This is a genomic window from Agrobacterium sp. 22-3639C2, from assembly GCF_053522105.1.
This window is the reverse complement of record NZ_JBNWDB010000006.1, coordinates 170,832-193,532: the sequence shown is the minus strand read 5'-3', so window position 1 is coordinate 193,532 and position 22,701 is coordinate 170,832. Positions and strand designations below refer to the sequence as shown.

Here is a 22,701-nt window from a genome sequence, read left to right as displayed (position 1 = left end):
CGGGAGAATGACGCAATGAGCGACGCGGCGGCACGGGAGAATTTTGGTTTCACGGCAACCGGCGAAAAGGTTGAGCGCGTCACCATCTCGAAGGGCGGGCTGACGGCCAAGGTTATCACCTGGGGCGCCGTCATTCAGGACCTGCGCCTCGATGGGCACCAGCCGCCGCTCGTTCTCGGCTTCGATACATTCGAGGACTACAAATATTCATCCTATTTCGGCGCCACACCCGGTCGCAATGCCAACCGTATCGGTGACGGAAAATTCTCGATCGACGGGCACGAATACCAGCTGGAACTGAACGAAAAAGGCGTCAGCCACCTGCATGGCGGCAGCGACGGGATGGGCAAACGTAACTGGATGCTGATGGAACACGGCGAAAGCCATGCGGTTCTGCAGATCATCGATCCCGACGGCCGCGCCGGTTATCCCGGCAATTGCACGGTGACCGCGACCTATACGATCCGCGACGGCGGCGTGCTTTCGGTGGTCTATGAAACGGTGACCGACCAACCGACCATCGCCAATATCTGCCAGCATTCCTATTTCAACCTCGACGGTGCTGATACCGCACTTGGACATGAGATCAGCATCGCCGCTGACTTTTATCTGCCAACCAACGACAAACAGATCCCGACAGGCGAAATCCGCTCCGTCGAAGGCACCGTCTTCGACCTGCGCCACCCGACGCCGATGCGGCGAACGGAGGATGGCGAGCAGGTGCTCTACGACCATAATTTCTGCCTTTCGCCCGAGCGTCGCGCCAAGCGCAAGGTTGCCCGCGCCTATTCGCCCGCCTCCGACATTACCCTTGAGGTTCACACCACCGAACCCGGCGTGCAATTTTATTCAGCCTTCAAGCTGAATGTTCCCGTTCCAGGCCTCGATGGCCGCCATTATGGCCCCTTTGCCGGTTTCTGTCTGGAAACGCAGATATGGCCGGATGCCGTCAATCATCCCGATTTCCCCTACGCGATCCTGCGTCCCGGCGAGACCCTGCGTCAGGAAACCGACTATATTTTCAAGAAGGGTTGAGACGGCGGGCTGGGCTCAGTCCAGCACGCATCCCACATAACCGCCCGATGCTCGGGCACGCCGTTCGATAAGGCCGGCAAGCCGTTGCAAACCACGCCCCGGCTTGCTGGCAACGCGATCGATGGGATTGGGTAGGGAAACGGCAAGCAGTGCCGCTTGGCGGGAGCTTAGCTTTGCCGCCGGTACCTTGAAATGGTGCTGTGCTGCGGCCTCGATGCCGTAAATGCCGGGTCCCCATTCCGCAACGTTGAGATAAATCTCCATCATCCGTTTTTTGGACCAGACGAAATCGGCAGCAATCGCCAGCGGCAACTCCAGCCCCTTGCGCAAGAACGAGCGACCGTTCCAGAGGAACAGGTTCTTGGCCGTCTGCATGGGAATGGTGCTGGCGCCACGGGTGGACGCGCCTTCGAGCGCGTTGTTGACCACGGACTGCATCTGGTTCCAGTCAACGCCGCCGTGGAAACAGAATTGTCCGTCCTCGGACATCATCACGGATTGCACAAGGCGCGGCGAAATATCCTCGAGCGGCACCCAGCGCCGGTCATAACCCTGAAGTGTCACCAGATCGGCAAGCATCAGCGTCGAGACCGGCCGCATGAAAGGCAGGGCATAAACCGGGATCAGCAGATAGGGCAGGATCAGCAAAGCCAGCAAGGTCATGATGATACGCTTTGCCAACGTGCGAAAATCCACCTTCGGACTGCTCCGGTCTTCCGCCAGCACGGCGTAATCTGCGTCGCTTTCAGGCGTACTGCTCAATATTCGTCAAAGCCCCGCACCAATCGAAGCCTTTCATATTCCATTGCCGCCTTCAAGGCGAGTCCGGTCAAACAGTTGACCTCAGGAATCACGAAAAGGTTGCCTGACCCCGCGCGCCATGCCAAAGAGCGCGGCATGGACGCTCAGATGACGAATTTCGAAACGAAGCTGCGCGATAACGCGGCACAGACCGAATCCCTGCTTGGTCGCCTGCTTTCCGCAGAGGCGCGTGCGGATGAGATTACGCGCCCGCAAAACCTGCTCGACGCCATGCGTCATGGTGTACTGAACGGCGGCAAACGCCTGCGGCCCTTCCTGGTCATAGAAAGCACGGCCTTGCTCGGCGGAAATGCCGAAGCAGCCCATCATGTCGGTGCCGCGCTGGAATGCCTGCATTGTTACTCGCTGGTGCACGACGATCTGCCAGCGATGGATGACGACGACCTGCGCCGCGGCCAGCCGACAGTGCACCGCAAATTCGACGAGGCGACCGCCATTCTCGCAGGCGACAGCCTGCTGACACTCGCTTTCGACATTATCGCATCGGACGAAAATCCTCTCCAGGCAGACCGCAAGGCGGCTCTCGTGCTCTCGCTCGCCCGCGCCGCAGGCATCGGCGGCATGGCGGGCGGTCAGGCGCTCGATCTGGCTGCGGAAAAGAACGCACCTGATGAGACCGGCATTATTACATTGCAGGCTATGAAAACCGGTGCGCTGCTGCGCTTCGCCTGCGAGGCAGGCGCGATCATCGCCGGCAGCGATGTTTCCGAAAGGCAAAGACTGCGCCTCTTCGGTGAAAAGATCGGCCTTGCCTTCCAGCTTGCCGACGATCTCCTGGATCTGACCGCCGATGCCGCCACCATGGGCAAGGCAACCGGCAAGGACGCCGCACGCGGCAAGGGAACGCTGGTGGCACTACGCGGTGAAGACTGGGCGCGCCTCAAGCTTCAGGAACAGGTGGCAGAAGCCTCCGAACTTCTGGCCCCCTACGGCGAAAAGGCCGCGATACTCATCGCGGCCGCCAGATTCATCGCCGAACGGAAAAGCTGAGCCGGTTTCCCGGCTCACCGTTTTTCAGCCAATCAGCCCTTGAGCGGCGAAATCAGCACTTCGACGCGACGGTTCTGGGCGCGGCCATCCGGCGTTGCGTTCGAAGCGATCGGCTGCGAGGGGCCGAAGCCGAGAGTCGAAATACGGCGCTGGTCGACGCCGCGTGCGCCGAGATAGTTTGCAACAGACGCCGCACGACGCTCGGAAAGCGCCTGGTTGTGCTGCTGGCTGCCGGTGGAGTCGGTATGGCCGTTGATGTCGATGAGCGTGCGGTTGAACTTGTTCAGCACGATAGCGACGGAATCGAGTGTCTGATAGAAGGGCGGGATGACCTGATCCTGATCCGTCGCGAAGGTGATGTTCGACGGCATGTTGAGAACGATGCTGTCGCCACGGCGGCTAACGGAAACGCCAGTGCCCTGAAGCTGGGCGCGAAGCTCGGATTCCTGACCATCCATGTAATTGCCGATTGCGCCACCGGCGAGTGCACCGATGCCGGCGCCGATGAGGGCTGCGTTGCGGCGACCGACCGGCGAACCGCCGACAGCCAGACCACCGAGAGCACCGACGACAGCGCCGATACCAGCGCCGCCCGCCGTGTTCGACATCTTCTGCTCACCCGTATAGGGATCGGTGGTGGTGCACGCGGAAAGATAGGTCCCGCAAAGGGCAACGATCGCGATTTTTTTGATCATGTGTTTTGATGCTCCGAAGGGTTCAGGCGGTATGACAGTGGAATTTCGGCATTTTCACGGTAGTTTTTACTCCGCCGCATCTTTCCGGCCAAAACGCTTTTCGATGTAATCGATCACAAGCGCTTCAAAATCCGCGGCGATGTTGGGACCGCGCAGGGTGAGCGCCTTCTCGCCATCGATGAAGATCGGTGCAGCGGGGCTTTCGCCGGTTCCGGGCAGTGAAATGCCGATATCGGCATGTTTGCTTTCTCCGGGGCCATTAACGATGCAGCCCATGACAGCAACATTGAGCGCTTCCACACCGGGATATTTTTCACGCCAGATCGGCATGTTCTTGCGAATGTCATTCTGGATATTCTGGGCAAGTTCCTGAAAGACGGTAGAGGTGGTGCGCCCGCAGCCGGGACATGCCGCAACCACCGGAATGAACTGGCGGAAACCCATGACCTGCAGCAATTCCTGCGCCACCTGCACCTCGCGGGTGCGGTCGCCGTTCGGCTCCGGCGTCAGCGAGACGCGAATCGTGTCGCCAATACCGTGCTGCAGCACATAACCCATGGCAGCAGACGAGGCGACGATGCCCTTGGAACCCATGCCGGCTTCGGTAAGACCGAGATGCAGTGCATGGTTGGAGCGTTCCGACAGCATCGAATAAACGGCAATCAGGTCCTGTACCTGGCTGACCTTGGCAGACAGTATGATGCGGTTGCGCGGCAGGCCGATTTCTTCGGCAAGCTCTGCGGAAATCAGTGCCGACTGGACGATGGCTTCGCGGGTGACCTGACGGGCAGAGAGCGGAAAACCCTGCTCCTTGTTCTTGTCCATCAGCGTCGTCAGCAATTCCTGATCGAGCGACCCCCAGTTCACGCCGATGCGAACCGGCTTGTCATAACGGATCGCCATTTCGACGATTTCGCCGAACTGCTTGTCCTTCTTGTCCTTGAAGCCGACATTGCCGGGATTGATGCGGTATTTCGCCAGTGCTTCGGCACAGGCCGGATGATCGGCCAGAAGCTTGTGGCCGATATAGTGGAAATCGCCAATCAGCGGCACGTCCATGCCAAGGCGCAGCAGCCGCTCGCGGATTTTCGGCACAGCGGCAGCGCTCTCATCGCGATCGACGGTGATGCGCACCATTTCAGAACCGGCCTGGAAGAGTGCCGCCACCTGCTGCACGGTGGCGTCGATATCCGCCGTGTCGGTATTGGTCATGGATTGTACGACGACAGGCGCACCGCCACCCACGATGACGCCCCCTACGTCGACGGCAACGGATGCACGGCGGGGCTTTGGATCGTAATCGGCGTGTGACGTCATGGCGGTCTCTGGAGCTTGCGGCAAGGTCTGGCAATTGAGGTGAAACAAGGGGGCCTGCTTGTCAACACCCAACGCATAAGAGCTTCTACTTTACCGCAATCATGGCAAAATTCGAGACGCCTATTCCTTGCCCGCACCATCCGCATGCCGGGCGAGCCGCGAAAGCAGCAAAACCACCACATGCAACAACGGCAGAGCGAGAAATACGCTGGCCAGGCCGGTATGTTCGGCAATGAAGCCGATGGCCGAGGGTGCTACCAGAATCCCGGAATAACCCATGGTGGTGACGACCGACAGGCCGATGCCGGGTGCCAATCCCGGCATGTTCCCCGCCGCCGAAAAGGCGATCGGCACCATGTTGGAAATACCGATGCCGGCAATAGCGAAGCCGATGATCACAAACGTGGAATTTCCCGCAAGACCCGCAATCAGAAGGCCCGCAATCGACATGACCGAGCAGAACCGCAGGGTATTGACCGCGCCGAACCGGTCGCGCACCAGATCGCCGGCAAAACGCATGGCCGCCATGGTCATGGAAAAGGCCGCGAATGCGAAACCGGACTGGGACACGGAAGCGCCGAGTTCATTGCGCAGATAAAGGGCACCCCAATCGAGGATCGCGCCTTCCGGAATCATCGAAAACAGCGCCATCAGACCGATAATCCACGGCAAGGGCGTCAGCGGCAAGCCACCTTTCGGACGCTCCTCCTCGGCATGCGGGCGATCCGCAAGAACGCGCGGCCACGCGACGACGAGCAAAACAAGGGCGATGACCGTCAACGCGATCGCATGCCCCTGCACGCCAATGGTCGTGATGAGATAACCGCCAAGACCGGCACCGATCAGGCCGCCCAGGCTCCAGAAAGCATGGCACGACGACATGATGGCGCGGCGCATGTCACGCTCGACCGCCACCGCATTGGCGTTCATGGCGACATCCATCGCCCCTGTCAGCCCGCCGAACAGGAAAACCGCAATCACACCTGCCCAGATCGTGTCTGCCCAGGAGATGAAAAGCAGTGTCGGCAAGAAAATAGCCGCACTCGCAAGGCTGACCGTTCGCGATCCGAAACGGGCGATCTGGGAACCGGCGATCGGCATGAAAACCAGCGAGCCGACGCCGAAAACCAGAATGATCAGGCCAAGCGCACTTTCACTGAGGGATAAGCGCGCCGCAAATTCCGGTATTTTGGGCGCCCACGATCCCATCATGAAACCGTTCATCAAAAACAGCAGGGATACACCGAGCCTGTGCCGCGTCAGATAGGACGAGCGCTTGACCGTCGGCGAAAATGTCGTGGGGCCGTTCATCGGTAATATCCTTCAGACTTGACCGTGAGAGAGTTGGACGGCGTCATCGTCGCCGAAATGAACTTGTACGCCTTTTGCCGACAGCGCCTCGACCAATGTGCGGTCGGCGTCATGTTCGAGCACCAGGGAAAGAGGCGGAGAAAAGTCGTGCACGTGAAACGCCGCCTTGAGGCCCAGCTTTTCCGTGGTGATGGCGGCAACAATCCGCTGGCTGGCGCTGCAGGCAAGCCGCTTGAACACGGCATCCTCGAAAATATCCGCCGACAGGCCGGTCTCAGCCGCAACACCGCAAACGCCAAGAATACACAGTTCGGGCCGCATCAGCTCGAGTTGCCGCAACGCCAAGGCGTCGATGGCCGCACCGACGGCCGGATCGACCTTGCCGCCGATCATGATCAAATCGATATCGGCCCGCCCCGTGAGTTCAGCGGCAATAGCAGGCGTATTCGTTACCACCGTCAATTTGAGACCGGCGGGGATAGCTCTTGCAATGGCCAGATTGGTGGAGCCGGCATCGATAAAGACGACCATGCCCGGCTCAAAAAGCGGAATTGCTGCCCGCGCCAACGAAGCCTTGCGATCGGCATCCTCGGCGATCCGTGTCTTCAGCGGCACCGTCTTGCTATCGGAAAGCAACGCCCCGCCATAGACGCGCAGACACTCCCCGCGCGCCGCCATATCCCGCAGATCCCGGCGGACCGTGTCTTCCGAAACGCCGAAATTCTGGGCCAGATCCTGTGCAAGCACGCGGCCGCTTTGCCGCAACTGTGCAAGGATGAGCGCCTGCCGCTCGCTGACAAAATGATCGCTCATCGGGACTCATGCATAAACAGGAACAAACGTGCACGAACATGCATATTTGAGTTTTAGTGAAGGTGCAACAGCAAAACGCCCGCCGGGAGGGCGGGCGTTTATAACGAAAGACAAAATATCGCGGCTAGCGATGCCGTGTGGGCATCATTCCGCGTAGGCGATCAGCAGATCCTTTGCGTCGATCTGGTCACCCGGGCGCACGAGAACCTCGGCGACCTTGCCATCGCGTTCGGCGTGAAGCGCGGTTTCCATCTTCATGGCCTCGATGGAGAGCAGCACGTCGCCGGCCTTGACCTCCTGACCCTGATTGATGAAGACGCGGCTGATGACACCCGGCATCGGCGCACCAATATGTGTGCCATTGCCGAGTTCCGCTTTGCGGCGCACCGCAGAGCCGGATGCGCCATGAGCGCGATCCGGCACCTTGATGCGGCGCGGCTGGCCGTTGATCTCGAAGAACACCGTCACCATGCCCTTATCGTCAGTGCCGGAAGAGGCTTGATTGACGATGACCAGCGTTTTGCCGCGCTCGATATCGGCAAACAGCTCTTCACCGTCCTCCATGCCATAGAAATACGCATGGGTGGGAAGCACGGATACCGGACCGTAGGTCTCGGATGTCAGCGCGAAATCGGTAAACACCTTCGGATACATCAGATAGGATGCGAATTCGAAGTCGTTCACGGAACGCTCGAGTTTGGTCTCGATCGCCTTTCTCTCCGCATCGAGATCGGCATCCGGCAGCAAAGAGCCTGGACGAACCGTATAGGGCGCGTCACCCTTCAGCGCCTTTTTCTGCAGGGCTTCCGGCCAGCCGCCTGGCGACTGTCCAAGATCGCCCTTCAGCATCGAAACCACCGAGTCCGGGAAGGACACTTCGCGATCAGGATTTTCCACGTCGGCGACCGTCAGATCCTGGCTCACCATCATCAGCGCCATATCGCCGACAACCTTGGAGGACGGCGTGACCTTGACGATATCGCCGAACATCCGGTTGGCGTCGGCATAGGCCTGCGCGACCTCGTGCCAGCGGCTCTCAAGACCGAGCGAGCGCGCCTGCTCCTTGAGATTGGTGAATTGCCCACCGGGCATTTCATGCAGATAGACTTCCGAGGCAGGGCCCTTCAGATCGCTTTCGAAAGCCGCATACTGGTTGCGCGCCGACTCCCAGTAGAACGAGATGCGGCGGATCCATTCGGTATCGAGACCCGTATCGCGTTCCGATCCGGCCAGCGCTTCCACGATGGAACCGAGGCAGGGCTGGGACGTGTTGCCCGAAAGCGCATCCATGGCGGCATCCACCGCATCCACGCCCGCATCGACGGCGGCAAGGACGGTCGCAGCCGCAATGCCGGATGTGTCATGCGTGTGGAAATGGATAGGCAGGCTGGTCGCCTCCCTCAGCGCCTTGAACAGCACCTTGGCAGCGGCAGGCTTCAGAAGTCCCGCCATATCCTTGACGGCGATGATGTGCGCGCCTGCACGCTCCAGCTCGGCGGCGAGGTTGGTATAATATTTCAGGTCGTATTTTGGACGCGCGGAATTGAGGATATCGCCCGTGTAGCAGATGGCCGCTTCGCAGAGCTTGTTCTCCTCGGCGATCGCATCCATCGATACGCGCATATTCTCCACCCAGTTCAGGCAGTCGAACACGCGGAACAGGTCGATACCGCCCTTCGCAGCCTGACGGACGAAATATTTCACGACATTGTCTGGATAGTTCTTGTACCCGACGCCGTTCGCACCGCGCAGCAGCATTTGCAGCAGCAGGTTCGGCGCACCCTCGCGGATCAGCGCCAGGCGCTCCCACGGGTCTTCCGTCAGGAAGCGCATGGAAACGTCGAAAGTGGCGCCGCCCCAGCACTCCAGAGACAGAAGCTGCGGCAAGGCCTTGGCATAGACGCTTGCGACGCCGGCAATGTCATGGGTACGCATGCGCGTGGCCAGCAGCGACTGATGGCCGTCGCGCATCGTCGTGTCCGTTACCAGCACCCGCTTTTCGTTGCGCATCCAGTCGGCAAAGCCCTTCGGCCCCAGCCGGTCGAGCAATTGCTTGGTGCCATCAGGCGTCGGCGCATCGATGTAGGGAACCACCGGCTGTGCCGCATTTGCCGGTGGCTTAACGCGGCCCTTGGTTTCCGGATGCCCGTTCACCGTCACATCGGCAAGATAGGTGAGCAGTTTCGTAGCGCGGTCCTGACGCTTGACCTGTGCAAACAGCTCCGGCGTCGAATCGATGAAGCGGGTCGTATAGGTGTTGTTGCGGAAACTCGCATGGCCAATGATGGCCTCGAGGAAGGTCAGGTTGGTCGCAACACCGCGAATTCGGAATTCGCGCAGCGCGCGGTCCATGCGGCTGATCGCTTCATCCGGCTGCGGCGCCCAGGCCGTTACCTTCACCAAAAGCGGATCGTAATAACGGGTAATGATCGCCCCCGAATAGGACGTCCCGCCATCCAGACGAATGCCGAAGCCGGACGCCGAGCGGTACGCCGTTATACGGCCGTAGTCGGGAATGAAATTGTGCTCCGGGTCTTCCGTGGTGATACGGCACTGCAGCGCATGGCCGTTGAGGCGGATATCCTCCTGTTTCGGCACACCCGATTCCGGCGTGCCGATGGCGGCCCCTTCCAGAATATGGATTTGCGCCTTGACGATATCGATGCCGGTCACGACTTCGGTGACGGTATGCTCCACCTGAATGCGCGGATTGACCTCGATGAAGTAGAATTTGCCGGTATCGACATCCATCAGATATTCGACCGTGCCGGCGCCGATATAATTGGTCGCAGCCGCGATCTTCAAGGAATAGGCGGCCAGTTCCTGACGCTGCGCTTCGCTGAGATAGGGTGCCGGCGCGCGCTCAACCACTTTTTGATTGCGGCGCTGGATCGAACAATCGCGCTCGAACAGATGCACGACATTGCCATGGGTATCACCGAGAACCTGGCTCTCGACGTGGCGGGCGCGCTCGAGCAGCTTTTCGAGATAGACCTCGTCCTTGCCGAAAGCGGCCTTCGCCTCGCGCTTGGCCTCGGTGACCTCGCGTGCCAGATCCTCCTTTTTGCGGATGGCGCGCATGCCGCGACCGCCGCCGCCCCAGGAGGCCTTCAACATCACGGGATAACCGATCTCTTCGGCCAGCCGCTCCACCTCGGCCATGTCATCCGGCAGCGGCTTGGTTGCAGGAACAACGGGAACATTGACCGAGATCGCCAGATTGCGGGCGGCAACCTTGTTGCCGAGCTGGCGCATCGTATCTGCCGTGGGTCCGATGAAGGTGATGCCAGCCTTGTTACAGGCCTCAACGAATTCGGGGCTTTCGGACAAAAGGCCGTAACCGGGATGGATCGCGTCCGCGCCGGAAAGTCTGGCCACGCGGATGACCTCCTCAATCGAGAGGTAGCTCTCGATTGGTCCCATATCCTTGGCGAGATGCGGCCCCCTGCCGACCTGATAACTTTCATCCGCCTTGAAGCGGTGCAAAGACAGCTTGTCCTCTTCCGCCCAAATGGCGACGGTTTTTATCCCCAGCTCGTTCGCTGCCCGGAAAACTCGGATCGCAATTTCGGATCGGTTGGCAACAAGTATTTTCGATATTTTCAAGACGGTCTCCCCACACGCCAAAACAGAATTTCTGCTGCACTGCGGAATTAAGCAGCAAAACCCGGTCTTGAAAAGGGCAATTCGGGAGAGAAGCGTACTGTCGTAACTAGCTCAGCAGGCCGTTGCGAAAGGCGAGTGCTACAGTATGCTGCCTGTTCTTGGCGCTGAACCGACGCTGGATTCCATTGATATACCAGTCGACCGTGTGATTGGAGATCGATAGCTGGCGTCCAATTTCGGTTGAGGTCATGCCATCAGCCATCAGCGTCAGAACTTCCATTTCCCGCCTTGTAAGTTCAAGAGCGGAAACATTCGGCGCGTTGTTGAGGTTATGGACCTGGCCTGAAAGATCGAGCAGACGCCAGAACACCGCGCGCGTGGCCGCATCCAGCAGCTCAACGTGCAACGAAGGCAATTGCCGGTCCTCGCCGCCAAGGAACACCGCGCCGATGAATCCCGCGCGCCCGTGCACCGGAAAGGCATACCCACCCTGCAGACCGTAACGGCCGGCATCGTGAAAAAACACATTCGCCCTTTTTCGATGCATCGCGCGGGGCAGGCCCTCAAGCGCCTCTTTCCACTGAAACGGCTTGTGCACCATGCCGATCACCTTACGGACGGGATCGACGAGATTATATTTCTTGGCGCGGTAGACCTCGATCCACCCTTCCGGGAGATGTTGTGCGAGAATCTGGCCGGTGGAAGCAAGCTCCCCGGTCATCCGCCGGCTGACGAGGAAATATTCGAAACCATATTCGCGAATAAGTGTTACAAATTCGGAGCGAACACGATCAGCGTTTCCCGCCTGGTAGCACGCAGAGATGAAGTGAAGAATATCATGCATAAAGACACATGCCCGGAGCTTGGCTGGAAGGGATGACATGAAGGACATGGTCCCGCGAGGACGTCATGTTACTCGGGCGCCGGTCGGTTCAGACTGAACATATCGTCGTTAGCAATCCCTGAAACGAACATGCAAAATCTTGTGACGGCGTCCCCTAGAAACATCGGGTTCAGTTTTTTTTCGGTTCGCACGCGTGCTCGGTTTGTTAAGCCGCCATTCAGACTGAAAGAGCGATAATTACACAAATTTCGCCGTCTCATGCAACCTTGCTAAAACAGCATTGTATTGAGACCGAACAATCAACCGCTCGAAACCGACGCTGGACTGGATTGAAAATTTGACTTTGTTTCAGGTTTACACACGCGCCCTGCGCTATCTGACCGTACATAAATGGCGGGTGTTGATCGTTGTCATCGCCAACATCATTCTTGCAGCGATCACCATTGCCGAACCCGTGCTGTTTGGACGGATCATCGACGCCATCTCCTCCGGCTCCGATGTCACGTCCATCCTCATCCTGTGGGCGGGTTTCGGCGTCTTCAACACCGTGGCTTATGTCGCTGTCGCCCGCGAGGCCGACCGGCTGGCCCATGGTCGCCGCGCGACCCTGCTGACGGAAGCCTTCGGCCGGATCATCTCCATGCCGCTCTCCTGGCACCATCTGCGAGGCACCTCGAACGCGCTGCATACGCTTCTGCGCGCCAGCGAGACGCTGTTCGGCCTTTGGCTCGAATTCATGCGCACGCATCTGGCGACTTTCGTCGCGCTCGTACTGCTTATTCCGACAGCCATTGCCATGGACCTGCGCCTCAGCTTCGTCCTGATCGGTCTTGGCATCGTCTACTGGTTCATTGGCAAGTGGGTGATGGGCCGCACCAAGGATGGCCAGGCTTCGGTCGAGGAGCATTATCACAGCGTTTTTGCCCATGTCAGCGATTCCATCAGCAACGTGTCCGTCCTGCACAGCTACAACCGCATCGAGGCTGAAACGAAGGCGCTGAAATCCTTCACCGAAAAACTGCTGAGCGCCCAATATCCGGTGCTCGACTGGTGGGCCTTCGCAAGTGCCTTGAACCGCACTGCCTCCACCGTTTCGATGATGATCATCCTCGTCATCGGCACCGTGCTGGTGAAGAACGGCGAATTGCGCGTCGGTGACGTGATTGCCTTCATCGGTTTCGCCAATCTTCTCATCGGCCGTCTCGATCAGATGCGTCAGTTCGTGACCCAGATTTTCGAGGCGCGCGCAAAGCTCGAGGATTTCTTCGTGCTGGAGGATTCCGTCAAGGAACGGGAAGAACCGGGCGACGCCCGCGAATTGTCCAATGTCTCCGGCACCGTGGAGTTCCGCAACGTCAATTTCGGTTTCGCCAACACCAAGCAGGGCGTCCACGACATCTCGTTTACGGCCAAGGCCGGCCAGACGATTGCCATCGTCGGACCGACGGGCGCGGGCAAGACCACGCTCATCAATCTTCTGCAGCGTGTCTATGATCCGGATTCAGGCCAGATTCTGATCGATGGAACCGACATCTCGACGGTGACGAAGAACTCGCTCAGAAACTCCATCGCCACGGTGTTCCAGGATGCCGGCCTTCTGAACCGCTCCATCCGCGAAAACATCCGCCTTGGTCGCGAATCTGCTACCGACGCGGAGGTCGTGGAAGCAGCAGCAGCTGCTGCTGCGACGGATTTCATCGACAGCCGTATCACCGGCTACCTGACCCAGGTGGGTGAACGCGGCAACCGCCTGTCCGGTGGCGAGCGCCAGCGTATCGCCATTGCGCGTGCTATCCTGAAGAACGCTCCCATCCTGGTCCTTGACGAGGCAACCAGCGCGCTGGACGTGGAAACGGAAGCTCGGGTTAAGGCCGCCGTGGACGCGCTGAGAATGAACCGCACGACCTTCATCATCGCCCACCGCCTTTCCACGGTGCGCGATGCCGATCAGGTGCTGTTCCTCGATCAGGGCCGTATCATTGAAAAGGGCACGTTCGACGAGCTCAGCCAGCGTGGCGGACGCTTCACCTCGCTGCTGCGCACCAGCGGCCTGCTGACAGAGGACGAGGGCCAGCCCCGGCCTAAAGCCATCGCCTCCTGACACTCTGGCTTACGGAATATAATAAGGGCGGGCACCGTGGTGTCCGCCCTTTTTCTTTGTCCTTTCTCCAAAGTCTGCGAAGCAGCAGACATGTGCCTTGATAATGCAGGAAAGGGCCAAGCCTTAGCCTTAGCCATCAGCATTCAGCGATCCAACAGCGCAGAAACATGGCTCTGTAAAACTGCTCTGCCTGCGTGCCACGTCGAGAGGAGCACGGCTTACATTCTCGTTGGCGCTTGCAAGACCTTCGCGAGGCTGTGTCATTTCTCTCATGAGATGATGCTGGAGATACCCGCCAGGACAAAGCTGTTACCGCGCCTCCGTGCAGACAAACAATACCAGGGCAGCCACAATAAAAATTAAGGCCCCTGCGTCACCGCAGGAGCCTGATTTTAAAAGCAAACGTAGAGCCGGTCGTATCAGTCGAACGGGATCACCCGATCGTCAGCCGACAGGGGCTTGCCGTCAACGGACACGGAGACCTCCGCCGTGCCGGCCTTACGGCTGACGACGATGTCCTTTGCTTTACCGTCCAGCGTGATCTTCACCGAGAAGCCGCTCCAGTCTTCGGGCAGCGACGGCGCGATGTGAAGCTTGCCTTCGGTTCGGATGATACCGAGAATGCCCTCGATCGCGGCGCGATAGAGCCAGCCGGCGGAACCCGTGTACCAGCTCCAGCCGCCGCGACCCGCATAAGCGCCCTCACCATAGACATCGGCGGTCACCACATAGGGTTCGACCCGATAGGTTTCGGACGATGCCGCGTCGAGCGCATGGTTGACGGGGTTGAGCAGCTTGAAGCAGTTCCACGCCTCCTGCGCACGCCCCTGCTTGGCAAGGGCAAGCACTACCCAGGTCGCCGCGTGGGTATATTGTCCGCCGTTTTCGCGCACACCCGGCGGATATCCCTTGATATAACCCGGGTCATGCGGCGCCCGCGAGAATGGCGGGGTGAACAGACGGATGATACCGGCCTTTTCATCGACCAGATGCTCAATGACGGCGTCCATCGCCTGCCGTGACCGGCCTTCCTCACCCTCGCCGGAAAGAACGCTCCAGCTCTGGCCAAGTGAATCGATCTGGCATTCCTCGCTGGTGGCGGAACCGAGCGGCGTGCCGTCATCGAAATAACCGCGACGGTAATAGCTGCCGTCCCAACCCGCAGTTTCGAGAGCATTGCGAAGCTTTTCGCGATGCGCCGACCACCTGCCGACACGGTCTGTATCACCGCGCTTTTCGGCGATCGCGATGAAGTCGCGAAGCGCTCCGGCCAGGAACCAGCCAAGCCAGACACTGGTGCCCTTGCCGCCGATGCCGACACGGTTCATGCCGTCGTTCCAGTCACCGCCGAGGATCAGCGGCAGACCGTTTTCGCCGGTGCGATGGATCGCGAGATCAAGCGCCAGAGCCGCGTGTTCGTAGAGGCTAGCGGATTTGTCGCTCGTCTCCGGCTGGAAGAAGGCATCGTGCTGCCCCGGCATCAATGCCGGTCCCTTGATGAAGGGGATGCTTTCATCAAGGATGGCCGCATCGCCCGTAGCCGAGACATACTGGTTGATCGCATAAGCGAGCCAGACCACGTCATCAGAGATCGTCGTGCGGACACCTGCACCGGTCAAAGGCAGCCACCAATGCTGGACGTCGCCTTCAGCAAACTGGCGGCCTGCCGCACGCAGGATCTGCTTGCGAGCGAGATCCGGCTGGTAGAGCAGGAATGCCAGCGTGTCCTGAAGCTGGTCACGGAAGCCGAAGGCGCCGCTCGACTGATAGAAGGCCGTGCGCGCCAGGATGCGGCACGCCAGCGCCTGATAGGGCAACCAGCTATTGACCATGTGGTTGAAGCCGGCATCGGGCGTGGTAACCTGCAACTGGCCGGTAAAGCCAGTCCAGAACGCCTTGCTGCCCTCCAGCACCGACTGGAAATCCGCCGCACGGACTTGTTCGACCAGCGTTGCCGCCTCCTCCGCATTGTCGGCATCGCCGAGAATGAAGGTCATATGCCGTTCTTCACCGGGCTTCAGGTGGATTTCCTGCATCAAGGCGGCGCAGGGATCGCCGTCCACCTCGGTGCTGCCACTGAGTGCCGCACCGGACACAATGCCCTGCGGAGCCTGTGCAGAACCGAAGCGGCCGATGAATTCACGGCGGCTGGTGGTGAAGCCGCTTGCCTCGCTGTCGAGCGTCAGGAAGGCAGTGCGGGTGCTATAGTCGATGCTGTAAGGGTTGGAAGCAAAAATCGCATTGCTGCCGGCATCGTGCCTGCTCAGGATGAACGGCGCAGATTTCTGGCCATTATTGCCCAGCACCCATTCCACATAAGCATAGACCTTCAGGCGGCGGCTTTTCGAACCCTTGTTGCGTACGATGAGCTGCGAGAACTTGACCGGCTTTTCACGGTCTACCGTCTGCGTCACCTCAACTTCAAGCTTATCCGTCTTGCCGGTCATTACGGAGTAACCGAGACCGTGACGGGTTTCGAACAGGGCTTCCGGATCACGCGAAAGGGCAGCACAGGGCGTATAGAGCTTTCCTGTTTCCACATCGGCAACATAGAAGGCCTCGCCCGGCCGGTTGATGACCGGATCGTTGCTCCAGGGTGTCAGCTGATAGTCACGGGAATTGCGGCTCCAGGTGAAACCAGCGCCTTCCGCCGACACATGGAAGCCGAAACTTTCGTTCGAGATGACGTTGATCCAAGGATGCGGCGTGGATTGCCCACCATGCAGGCGCACGACATATTCCTCTCCGCTTTTGGCGAAACCACCAAAACCGTTCCAGAAATCGAGATCGCCCGCATCCTCGACAGCCTCAGCGACGGGGAACGCAGGCACCGGCAGGCGAGCCTGCGCGGCCTCAGTCGCGCCGTCAGGACCGCGATGCGCCGCAAAAAGCGACACGGCGCGGTTGATCTGGTCGACAATCTTGCCATTCCTCACATGCAGCACGACACGGGAGGCCGCCAGAAGCGCGCTCCAGGTCTCTTCGTCCATCAAGTCGCGGCGAACGGAGAACACATGCGGCCTACCACCATCGGCGGGATTGATTCGACGCTGTGCCTCGGAAATATGATCCAGCGCATGCTGCATATCCTGTGCATACGACGCGGCCCGTTCGTTGACGATGACGAGATCGAAGATCACGCCGCGCGAACGCAGATATTCGTGGGCGCTGAGCGCCTCACGGGCAATATCCATGTCCATATCGTCGTTGATACGCAGGCTGAAGATCGGAAAATCGCCCGAAATGGCAAGCGGCCAGAGCGCCCGCTGCGAAGCGAGGCCCGTTTTCAGCGTTTCCGAATCCGCGCGCAGATGCATGTCCGGATAGGTCAGATAACGGCCGAGATGCTGGAAAGCGGCGGCCTGCTGCGAAGTGACACCCACATGGCGCATCTGCACCTGCGTGCGCGTCCATGCATGCACGAGTTCATGGGCAAATGCGTCCGGATGGCGATAACGGTCGATCGCCTTGTCGACTTCCTCGCGGCTCGGCGCGGCAATCGTCCAGAAAATCACGCTCACCTTCTTGCCGGCCGGTACGCGCACAGTGCGGCGCAACGACAGGATTGGATCGAGCGTGAAGCCATCGGTGTTGGAAAGCGTGGCACCGGTATCGAATGCAGCCGCTTCACCGAGCGATCTGCCGCGGCCGATGAACTTGGCACGGTCCGTCTCAAACTCCGTCGGGCGCGATGGGCCGGCGTTATCGGCAGCAAGATGCGCGATGATCGTTCCGGGCTCATTCGGGCTGCGGCGGTTACGCCAGGCGCGGATGACATCGCCGCGCCGGCCGATCTCCGTCTGCACGAACATGCGCGAGAACAGCGGATGGGCGTTGTCGTCGTCTTCCGACGCAATGACCGGCTCCATATAGGAGGTCACTTCAATGTAACGATCCTCGGAACCGACATTGAGCAGCGTGACGCGGCGGCCATCGGCATCGTGCTCGGTGGCGACGATGCATTCAACGACGCTCTGCAGATCGCCGACATTCTTGTGGAATTCGGCCTTGTCGTCGGTGAAGATCGTCTTTGTCTTTTCGCCTTCGATGACACGCGGCTCAGCCGTCGCACTCCACCATTGTCCATTGGTGGTATCGCGCAGGAAGATGAAGGTTCCCCAACGATCTTCGGTCGGGTCGGCCTTCCAGCGGGAAATCGCCTGACCGTTCCATTTCGAATATCCAGCACCCGTTGAGGTGAGCATCGTCGAATAATGGCCGTTCGACAGGAACACCACTTCGCGGTCGCGCACGGCCGGGTCGGCGATGGAGCGCACTTCCGCACGCAGCAGGTCTGCCTGTTCCTTGCCGGGGGTTTCCGGCTCGTATTTGGCGCTCATGACAGGCACTTCGCGCGGTGCCTTTTCCTGCAACAGGAGTTCGGCCGCCTCGATTACCGGGTCGGAATGGAAGAGTTCGCGCAACACACCGTCAAAGGCGACGTTGGCGACAGCCGCGATCGACATGCCGTGGTGGTGGGCATAATAGTTGTAGACCACCGCGCAGACCTTGCCGTCAGGCACACGTGTCGGCGTGAAATCCACGGCATCATGGAAGCCGTACTGTCCAAGCGCGCCAAGCTTGCGCAGCTTGTCGAGGTTTTCCAGCGCACCGTCAGGATCGTACTGGCTTGCGAGGATCGACGCATAGGGTGCGATGACAGCATTCTGGCCGAGACCGCGCTTGAGGCCAAGCGTCGGCACACCGAAATTGGTGTACTGGTAGTTCATGTTGTGATCGCGGGCGTTGAACGCCGCTTCGGAAATGCCCCATGGCGTGCCGAGACGGCGGCCGTGGTTCATCTGTTCCTTGACGATCAGATTGTTGGTCTGGTTGAGAATGCCACCCTGACGCTCCTGCATGACGAGCGGAGGCATCAGATATTCGAACATCGAACCCGACCAGGAGACCAACGCGCCCTGCGCACCGATCGGCACGACCTGGCGGCCGAGACGGTACCAGTGCTCGGTCGGCAGATCGCCCTTGGCGATGGCAAACAGGCTGGTCAGGCGGCATTCGGACGCCAGAAGGTCGTAGCAGGCCTCGTCCAGTTCCTTGCTTTCGACGCGGTAGCCGATCGACAGAAGACGGCGATCCTTGCGATAAAGGAACGTGAAATCCATCGAGAAAGCGAGGTTGCGGCTGCGGTCACGCAGCGATGCAAGACGCTGGCGTAGCGGCTCCATATTGGTGAGGTCGATGGCGCTGTCTGAAATATGCGCCTCGCAGCAATCCACGAGCAATTGTGCCCAGCGTGTCACTTCCGCGCTCTGCGCAGACTTCACTTCGTGATCGACATTGGTAGCGAGCTTCTGGATGTCGCGCGCGAGTACCGCAAGATTGATGACGCGGATCGATGCGAATTCATGCTCGCGCTTGACCGAGGCAAGAGCGTTCGAAAAACCGATGATGCGTTCTTCAAGGCGGCGATGCAGCGGACGCAGGTTCTTGCGGTCGTCAGGCAGCGCTTTCAGCGTTTCGCGCAGAATACCGGCGAGATCGCCGATACCGTCGAGATTACCCTGAAGATGCGCGGAAGGCGCTTCTGCCCACTGGCGGCAGGCAGACGAAACCGCAATCAGGTGACCGGCGAGATTACCGCTGTCCACCGCCGAAACGTAACGGGGACCAAGCGTCTGCAGCGTGTCCGTATGGTACCAGTTGTAGAGATGGCCGCGATGTTTCTCCATCTTCTCTACGGTCTGGATCGTGTTCTCGATCCGCTCCAGCGTATCGGCAAAGCTGATCCAGCCAAACTGGCGCGCCGAAATGATGGAAAGCAGGTAAACGCCAATATTGGTAGGCGATGTACGCGAGGCAACAATCGGCTCCGGCGTTTCCTGGAAGTTGTCCGGCGGCAGGTGGTTTTCCTGCGGCGTCACGAAGGCTTCGTAATAACGCCACGTGCGACGCGCGATCTTGCGAAGCTCGAAAGAGACGTGTTCCGAAACGAACAGCCGGTCTTCGGTTTCCGCCGACTGGCTGACATACCAGGCAACGGCGGGAGACAGAACCCAGAGCAATGTGAAGGGAATGCCGATCAGGAAGGCGTTGTCACCGGGCAGCGCCGCAAACAACAGGCCGAGCATGGCCACAACAGGCGCATGCCACATCTGGCGGAAATAATAGGTGATGCCGCCCTGGGCGCTAGACTGCATGCTGGCGGCGGTGCGCCATTCCAGCATCAGCTTGTGGCTGACGAGCAGACGGTAGAGCGAACGGACAATTGCATCCGTCATCATGCAGGCAGAATCGGCAATGAAGACGATACGCAGCGCAACCTGCGCATTGGTGGCGCGGATTTCCGACCAGATGGTGTGGAAATGCGCCTGAGGCACGATATCAGTGGAACGCGGCACGAGGCCGGAAAGCAGCGAGAGCGTCGGAGCGACGAACAGCGAGAAGATCAGCAGGATCTGCCAGATCAGCGCACCGAGCGGGTCCATGAAATACCAGCCGAGGATCGAGGCAAAGAACCAGGCAATCGGCGTCAGCGAACGGCGCAGGTTATCGACCATCTTCCACCGGCCGATCGCGGTAACACCACGGGCGCGGTCGAGAATATAGGGAAGCAGCTGCCAGTCGCCACGCGCCCAGCGATGCTGGCGCGAGACTTCCACCTCGTAGCGGGTCGGGAAATCCTCGACCAGTTCCACATCGGTCACCAGCGCGCAGCGCGCAAAGGATCCTTCGAGCAAATCGTGGCTGAGGATGGAGTTTTCCTCGATCCGGCCCTTAAGCGCCGCCTCGAAGGCATCCACGTCGTAAAGACCCTTGCCGGTGAAGGTGCCTTCGGAGGTCAGGTCCTGATAAACGTCGGAAACGGTGAAGACGTAAGGGTCGATACCGCGATTGATCGAGAAGACACGCTGGAAGACGGAGGCATCCTTGCCCGTCGTCAGCGAAGGCGTAACGCGCGGCTGCAACAGGCCATAACCTTCAACCACACGTCCCGAGACCGGATCGATGACGGGGCGGTTGATCGGGTGATGCATCTTGCCGACGAGCTTGGTCACCGCATCGCGCATCAGGCGCGTATCGGCATCAAGCGTCATGACGTATTTGACATCGGCCGGCACGATATTGGCGCCACCGAGGAATGTCGTGTCCTTGTCGCCGCGCAGCAGCATGTTCAGTTCATGCAGCTTGCCACGCTTGCGCTCCCAGCCCATCCAGCAGCCTTCGGACGGGTTGTAGATGCGGCGGCGGTGCAGCAGGTAGAAACGCGTCTTGCCATCGAAGGCATAACGGCTGTTCAGCGCCGCCAGTTCGCGCTTGGCATATTCGAGAATCTCGAGATCGTCGCCGGACTGCTCATATTGGGCATCGCGCCAGTCGCTGACCAGCGCGAAATAAATCTCGCCATGCGGATTGGCGAGATAATGCACCTCGATATTGCGCATCATCTCGTCGACGCTGTCGCGGCTGGTCAACATGCAGGGCACGGCAACAAGCGTGCGGGCGTCCTGTGGAATACCGTTCTTGAACTCGTATCCGACCAACCGGAACGGCTTCACGAAGAAAGTGACGAGCGTGTTGAACAGACCGGTCGCGCCTTCCGAAGCAGGCAATGCAAACATCAAGAGGAATGCGGTCACCACATACCAGGGCATGCCAGCTTCGGCCAGGAACCAGCCGACGGCAAGCATGACGAGCGCGGTGATGAGAAACACTGGCGCCGCAATTGCGAGCCAGTTGAACTTGCGCATAGACCGGACGATATGCTGCGAGACCAGCGGCCTGTAAGCGAGCACCTTTTCAAGCTCGAACCGGCGCTCGCCGACGAGTACGGAGCCGACATTGACGCGATGGTTTTCAGACACCTCGGCAGGCTCGCCGGATCTCGCCATTTCCACGGCGGCACGCGCGACCTCTACCTCTGTCTTGGGGGAGCGACGCGCCAGAAGCTCGATCGTGTTGCGATAGGTGTTGCGAGAACCGAAATCGAGAATCTCGTAATCGGTTTCCTCGCGCAGGACCTTGTCGATATGGCTGACTTCCTCGAACCACACCGACCATTCGGTATCGTCGATTTCCCTCAGGCTCTTGACGATATTGCCCATCGTCACATTGCCTGAGGCCAGCCGGTTGTGTTCCGACATCATGACGTTTTCAGCGTCGGTGCCCGCAGCATGCAGGCGCTCTTCAAGCCAGGCCACCGCAAAACCCGAAGTCTGCGAGCCGTTTCTGAGGCGATAGAGGAACTGCGTCGCAAAGGTTGGGTCATCGACCAGCGAATCGACCTGCTTGAGAAGTGCCGCGGAGGCTTCCGCATCGTTCAGGCGAATGATTTCGTCGACGACTTCATTCGCCTTCTGGCGCATGCGGCGCGAGCGTTCCACGCGAATGGAGATGCGGCGAAGATTTTCGATGAGGACAAAACGGATGATGGAGGGCAGCGCCCACAATTCGCCGATCTGCAGCGTCTTCGACGTCTGGTAGCCATCCACCAGCGCCGTCATATTCTCGCGCGAGACCGTGCTGTGGGTATGGGCGACATAAAGCCAGCCGAGCGCCATGACCCGCGGGATCGTCACGCCGCCCACCGTCATTGTCGGCAGCTGGCGATAGAACTTGCGCGGGAAATCGCGGCGGACTTCCTGGATCGCCTCTTCGATGACGTAGTGGTTGTCGAGCAGCCATTCCGCCGCCGGCGTTATCGTCGCGCCATTTTCCGCGTCGACGGCCGTTGTGCGGTAGACCCGCAGGATTTCCTTCTCGTTCTCACGGTGGCGCTCGAAGAAGTCGAACTCCATGAAGCCGGGAAGGGTATCGGCACCGTCGCGCGAAAGCGCGGCACCGGCATCATGCAGTTCCTCGACCGTCATATAGGACGCGCGGATCGAATCATTGTGATCGATCTGCTTCGTCTCGGAATCACGGGCGGCGGCGGTCGGGGTAATATGAAATGACATCGGCTCGTATTCTGAACTTTATGGAGAATTGTTCGACTTGACCGGCGTTTCGTCCGTGGCGGGAATACGCACGAAATCGGGCCACGCTATATTTATGACTTATCCTGAACCTTCGGTGAACCGGATCAGACGTTGTGTGCAACGCATCGTCAAACGGCGAATATCCGCAAGCACGGCGTTTTGCTGCGCGATCCCTCCGACCATGCAAAGCCGGGGATCTCTGCGGACAATGGATTTTCGACGACAGGAAAA

Annotated in this window: 11 protein-coding genes; 3 read left to right on the top strand and 8 right to left on the bottom strand. The window is 59.6% G+C overall.

All coding sequences use genetic code 11. From position 1 onward, the window contains the following. The first annotated feature begins 15 nt into the window (after positions 1-15). On the top strand, positions 16-1,035 hold the full coding sequence (locus tag ACQZ6D_RS24180; protein WP_065705144.1) for an aldose epimerase family protein: 1,020 nt from the start codon (positions 16-18) through the stop codon (positions 1,033-1,035). Between the two features lie 15 nt (positions 1,036-1,050). On the opposite strand, the gene mtgA is transcribed toward ACQZ6D_RS24180, so the two are convergent. Further along, a complete protein-coding gene (gene mtgA, locus ACQZ6D_RS24175; RefSeq protein WP_003516563.1) occupies positions 1,051-1,797 on the bottom strand; it encodes a monofunctional biosynthetic peptidoglycan transglycosylase in 747 nt (248 codons plus the stop codon). Between the two features lie 135 nt (positions 1,798-1,932). Here mtgA and ACQZ6D_RS24170 point away from each other — a divergent pair, with 135 nt between their 5' ends. Beyond that, on the top strand, positions 1,933-2,847 hold the full coding sequence (locus ACQZ6D_RS24170; RefSeq protein ID WP_065688696.1) for a polyprenyl synthetase family protein: 915 nt from the start codon (positions 1,933-1,935) through the stop codon (positions 2,845-2,847). 32 nt (positions 2,848-2,879) lie between these two features. Here ACQZ6D_RS24170 and ACQZ6D_RS24165 read toward each other — a convergent pair whose 3' ends face one another. From ACQZ6D_RS24165 to ACQZ6D_RS24140, 6 genes are all read right to left on the bottom strand, one after another. After that, positions 2,880-3,542 carry an OmpA family protein gene (locus tag ACQZ6D_RS24165; RefSeq protein WP_019566011.1) on the bottom strand — a complete coding sequence of 221 codons (663 nt, stop codon included), beginning with the start codon at positions 3,540-3,542 and terminating at the stop codon, positions 2,880-2,882. A gap of 66 nt (positions 3,543-3,608) precedes the next feature. Next, a complete protein-coding gene (gene ispG / locus ACQZ6D_RS24160; RefSeq protein WP_038492469.1) occupies positions 3,609-4,859 on the bottom strand; it encodes a flavodoxin-dependent (E)-4-hydroxy-3-methylbut-2-enyl-diphosphate synthase in 1,251 nt (416 codons plus the stop codon). A 120-nt stretch (positions 4,860-4,979) separates the two neighbouring features. After that, complete coding sequence (locus tag ACQZ6D_RS24155; RefSeq protein WP_065705140.1) at positions 4,980-6,170, bottom strand: MFS transporter; 1,191 nt, start codon at positions 6,168-6,170, stop codon at positions 4,980-4,982. Positions 6,171-6,182: 12 nt separating this feature from the next. Next, positions 6,183-6,983, bottom strand: coding sequence for a DeoR/GlpR family DNA-binding transcription regulator (locus ACQZ6D_RS24150; protein WP_065705138.1), 801 nt, complete (start codon positions 6,981-6,983; stop codon positions 6,183-6,185). A 144-nt stretch (positions 6,984-7,127) separates the two neighbouring features. Further along, entirely contained in the window at positions 7,128-10,589 is a 3,462-nt protein-coding gene (gene pyc, locus ACQZ6D_RS24145) for a pyruvate carboxylase (protein ID WP_038492474.1), read from the bottom strand. 106 nt (positions 10,590-10,695) lie between these two features. Next, positions 10,696-11,433, bottom strand: coding sequence for a LuxR family transcriptional regulator (locus ACQZ6D_RS24140; RefSeq protein WP_003516548.1), 738 nt, complete (start codon positions 11,431-11,433; stop codon positions 10,696-10,698). 337 nt (positions 11,434-11,770) lie between these two features. Here ACQZ6D_RS24140 and ACQZ6D_RS24135 point away from each other — a divergent pair, with 337 nt between their 5' ends. After that, a complete protein-coding gene (locus tag ACQZ6D_RS24135; protein ID WP_013636948.1) occupies positions 11,771-13,534 on the top strand; it encodes a glucan ABC transporter ATP-binding protein/ permease in 1,764 nt (587 codons plus the stop codon). Positions 13,535-13,953: 419 nt separating this feature from the next. On the opposite strand, the gene ACQZ6D_RS24130 is transcribed toward ACQZ6D_RS24135, so the two are convergent. Then, positions 13,954-22,449, bottom strand: a complete 8,496-nt coding sequence (locus ACQZ6D_RS24130; protein ID WP_448730143.1) for a GH36-type glycosyl hydrolase domain-containing protein — start codon at positions 22,447-22,449, stop codon at positions 13,954-13,956. Between the last annotated feature and the right edge of the window lie 252 nt (positions 22,450-22,701).